General features: G+C 26.9%; 2 protein-coding genes. Both read right to left on the minus strand.

All coding sequences use genetic code 11. The features are described 5' to 3' along the window. Positions 1 to 243, minus strand: a 243-nt coding sequence (locus tag H964_RS12960) for a hypothetical protein (RefSeq protein ID WP_237738229.1), incomplete at its 3' end; no start/stop codon positions are given. 140 nt (positions 244 to 383) lie between these two features. After that, on the minus strand, positions 384 to 1,352 hold a 969-nt coding region (locus tag H964_RS11975), incomplete at its 5' end, for a helix-turn-helix domain-containing protein (RefSeq protein ID WP_156823669.1).

Below are 1,352 nucleotides of genomic sequence, written 5' to 3' on the forward strand. Positions count from 1 at the left end.
AATATCTTTTATGTTTTCGTTTGAATTAATTATGTATCTCATCATTTCTGTAAGATATCTACTTAATTCAAGCCTATATTGATAATATTCTTCTTGAGTATCTATGTCTTGATTTAAAGGTTTATCTATTAAGAATAATTGAGTGTATTTATTATAGGCTATTGTTAAACCAGATTTGTAAATTGTTTTAAGAGTAGTATAAATGGTTTCTTCAACTTGATTAATAGAATTTTGCGCATACACGTTGGTATACTTTCTGATTATAACTTGAAATCTTATATAGTAGAGTACTTGTATGAAAATCACAATCGTAATAGAAATGAAGATTAATAATAAAAGTTGATGTTTGAGTTTTAAATTACTCAATTTTAAATTTTGAAGTTTCATCTTTTATCACTTCCAATTTGTTTTTGAATACTTCTGCGGAAAGTTGCTGGAGGAGTACCATAAAATTTTTTAAAAGCTTTATTAAAGTGATAATAGTCATTGTATCCAACAAGGCGTGCAATTTCTGCAATTGAATAATTTGTAGTCTTTAAAAGCTCCTCTGCTTTTTTCATCCTCAAATTAGTTAAATATTCTGTAAAAGAGCAACCAATGACTTTTCTGAATAGCTCACAACAATAATTGAGACTGATAAAAAACTTTGCTGATAATTCCTTTAAACTTAACGGTTCAGAATAATGATTATCTATGTATTCTATTAATTTCAAAAAATTTTCATTTGAACAATATTCGAATTGTTTATTTTTCGTTATAACACCCTCAATTCTTTCTAACAAATATTCACTCATATTCTCGATATTACAAAAAATATCCACTATTTCATCATATTCCATAATATTCATATCACTATATTCTGAAGGATTAAGTTTATTGAGATATAAAGAAAGCTGATTCCAAAAATAAGTAACATCTCCAATAGTTAATTTATTACTCTTAAAGAAACCTGAAAGATTGAAAAATATATTTTTCAAATTTTCACTATCTTTTTTTTCTATTGCAGACGAAATATCATTAATTAGTTGGTTAACTATGCTATAGCAGGGATTGCTATATTCAAAGACACCGTTATATTGATAAATAAATGTATTGTAAGCGGCTTCGTTAGCCTGGGAAAAAACATTGCTAATAAGTGAATCTTCCGTGTGAAGATTGCTTATCCCGATGATACCATCATGAAGATAATGCAAATAGTCTATAGGAATCTCTTCACAACATATTATGAAGAAATATTTTTGAGGTGTCAACTTAACAAAAAATAGAACCTCTTTTTGCCTGAGAAACTGATATATATCTATTGATTTTTCAGTAGAAATCCAAAAAACACCTCTAAAGTATTGACCCTCATA

Origin of the sequence: Caldicellulosiruptor sp. F32 (assembly GCF_000404025.1) — a bacterium.
GTDB classification, from domain to species: Bacteria; Bacillota; Thermoanaerobacteria; order Caldicellulosiruptorales; family Caldicellulosiruptoraceae; genus Caldicellulosiruptor; species Caldicellulosiruptor saccharolyticus.